This is a genomic window from Polyangium sp. 6x1, assembly GCF_029946515.1.
In the GTDB taxonomy this organism is placed as follows: Bacteria; Myxococcota_A; Polyangia; order Polyangiales; family Polyangiaceae; genus Polyangium.
The window spans coordinates 1-2893 of sequence record NZ_JARZHH010000166.1 but is presented as its reverse complement, the minus strand read 5'-3'; the positions used below and the strand labels follow the sequence as shown (position 1 = coordinate 2893).

The following is a 2893-nucleotide window of genomic DNA, read 5'->3' as shown; positions in this document are numbered from 1 at the left end:
GTCTTGACCTGGCCCGTTCGATGAACTGCGCGGAGCGCAGTTCATCGACCACGAGTCCAGCGCTTGCGCTGGTCCGGGTCCCGGGGCGGACAGCCCCGGGTGGGGCCTGGGGCAAAGCCCCAGCGAAGCGCCTTCGAGGAGCCCAGCCGCCTACGGCTTCCCCGCGAGCGCCTTTTCCACCGCCCGGAGCAAGGGCCCCGCGCTGATCGGCTCCCCGGTCGCGTGCTTCATCCACAGATCCGGCAGCACCGTCCCGTATTTCGACATCCGCTCGAATTCGGGCCCGAGCTTGCCTTGCTTGCGGACGTGCTCCTCGATCTGGAACGCAATGAGGTGGCCGAGCGGATAATCTGGCAGGTAGAGCGGCGTCGAGATCGCGTGCGAATAAATTGCGAGCAGCGCCGAGTCTGGCGATCCGAGCACTGGCGCATAATACTGGTTCCAGTACTTCTTCGCGATCTTCACCGTGGCCTTTCCGAGCTCCTCGGCCGTCGCCTCCGGGTGTTCGTAGAGCCAGTGCCAGACGTCCGTCTCGACGAGCGCGACGCCCGCGATCTCCCACGCCGACCAGAGCTCGCCGAGCACCCGATCCCGATCGGACGCGGCCGTCGTCTTCTGCAGGCCGACGAGCTCCAGATCCCGCGCCTGGAACGTGAAGGCGAGCGCCTCGGTGAATGCGTTGTTCGGCACGCCCGCGAGCAGCGTGTGGTCGACGTCGTACAGCGACAGGACCTGCTCGACGTTGTGCCCGAGCTCGTGGACGGCGATGTTGTATCCCTTGTAGTTCATCCCGTCCTTCTCGATACGCGTCCGGAGGCGCGCCTTGTCCCCGCGGCGCCGCGGCTCCATTGCGTGCCCCGCGCCGCGCGACGGATCGACCGCGATTCGCTCGGCGATCGTCTTCGCCCGGTCCTTCGGAAAACCGAGATCCACGAGGATCCGCGGGATGTCGGCCGAGAACGCCTTCGCGTCGGGATACTTTTTGCGCGTGATCGCGTCGAGCTCGGCCTCCGTCTTGCCGCCGCGCGCCTTGAAGCCCGCATACCAGAGATCCTGCGGCCCGAGCTTGCGACCGAGCCGGCGCTCGATCTCGGCCGCCACCTTCGGGATCGTGTTCGAACCGAGGATCTCGAGGAACAGCGCGCGCACGCGGTCCTCGCCGATCTCGCGGCCGAGCTCGAATCGACGCTTCACCGCCGTATTCGCGATCGGCGAGTACGGATCGGCCCGCCGGGACGCCCGGAACGAGGCGAGCAGTTTTTCGTAGCGCACGAACGGCTCGGGGCTCGCGGACGCTGTCGTGATCGGCGCGCGCTTCGGCGCGGACGGCTCGACCTCCGCGGCGGGCGCGAGGCGGACCTCGTTCGTGAACGGGTTCCAGTCGACGCGCGGATCGTCGATGACCGCGGCCGGGATCGTCTGCGTCACGATCCGCTCCATCACCTGCACGATCATCCGCTGTTTTTCCAGGCCGCGCGGATCCTCGTAATCGGCCTTGAGCTCGTCGCGCAGATTCCAGTGGCTGATGAGTCGGAGCCCTGCAGGGAAGAGACGCTCTCCCTTCTCGTTCACCAGGTGGTGCATCCAGACGTTGTAATCGGAGATGTACAGGTCTCCTTCGGTGTTCGCGCGCGCGATCTCCTGGGCGATCTCGCCGGGAATGCGGATCGCGAAGCGCCCCGTGAGCCGATCCTCGGCCCAGCGCCGCCGGCTCCAGCGCTCGCCCTCGGCGTTCTTCGTAGCGAGGTCCGAGAGCGGGAAATTGAGCAATGCGATGAACGCGATCCGCGCCTTGAACAGATCCTCGTAGAGGTGCGCCGCGGGCTCGTAGCTCGCGAGCAGCGGGTCGAGCGGGAAGAGCGGCCCGGTGTCGGTGTCCGTGGAGAATCGGAGCGCGCGCCCCATCTCGTGCAGGTGCCCTTCGAGCTGCTCCATCAACCCTTCGAGTCGGGCGAACGTCGCGTCGATCGCCGCCGGATCCGAGAGGAATTGCTCGCGCGCGAACGCGGCGAGATTGCCGTCCTCCGCGCGCCAGAGGGACGCGACCTGGGCGAGGCCCCGCTTGATCCGGGGCCGCGCGGCTTCGCCGTGCTTGGCGACGAGCTCCGCTTCGAGGGCGCCGAGATCCACGGGGGCCGCCTGAGGCGCGGGCGGCGCGGCGGTCAGCGAGGGCTCGGACGAAGGGCGCGTGACGGCGGACGGCGGCTCGGGGGCGCACTGCGGCGGCGGCTCGGCCGGCATCGGGGGTTCTCCCGCGCAACCTGCGAGGAGGACGAGCGGGACGAGGTGAGGCAAGAGCCGGAGCGGGCCGGAGGCAGAGCGCATGGGTACGCTCCAGCATCGCTCCACGGCGGCGTCAACCGGCGTTTGTCGCCGCCGCGACGGCGCGGGAGCCGGGCTACGGGATGCAGGCCGAGGTGCCGCCGCCCGGCTCGAGGACGGGACAGTAGGTGTCGGTCGTCTCGCAGAGCCCCGCGCAGGTCTTGCAACGCAGGCAATCGTCGAGCGCCCGGAAACGGGTCACCGCCTCCTCGTCGAGGGCCATCTCCTGGCAGAACCACACGCAGCAGGCCCCGGCCTGGGTGTTGTCGCAAGGGCCCGGGCCGTTCGGCGTGGCATTCTGTGTACAGTTGTACAAACTGACGCACGTCTTCCAGGCCATGCAGGCATCCCACTCCGCTTTGCACTCGTTCGCGGGCGCGCCCGTCTCGGCGGCCGTGCATTCTTCACAGCTCGCATAATTGCCGCCGCCCGCGCCGCCCGCGCCGCCCATTCCGCCACCCGCGCCGCCCGAGCCGGCCATCATGCTGCCGCCCGCGCCGCTCGCGCCGCCCGTGCCGACCATTCCTCCGCCCGCGCCGCCCGCGCCGCCCGAGCCGCCGCTCGACGCGCT

The 2893-nt window shown here is 69.3% G+C and carries 2 protein-coding genes; both read right to left on the bottom strand.

Annotated features, from left to right (window positions below; all coding sequences use genetic code 11):
- Positions 1–150: 150 nt before the first annotated feature.
- The gene (locus QHF85_RS49600; RefSeq protein WP_281334562.1) at positions 151–2325 is read right to left on the bottom strand and encodes a hypothetical protein; all 2175 of its coding nucleotides are present in this window, start codon (positions 2323–2325) and stop codon (positions 151–153) included.
- 73 nt (positions 2326–2398) lie between these two features.
- A partial coding sequence (locus QHF85_RS49595; protein ID WP_281334561.1) for a hypothetical protein occupies positions 2399–2893 on the bottom strand: 495 nt, incomplete at its 5' end.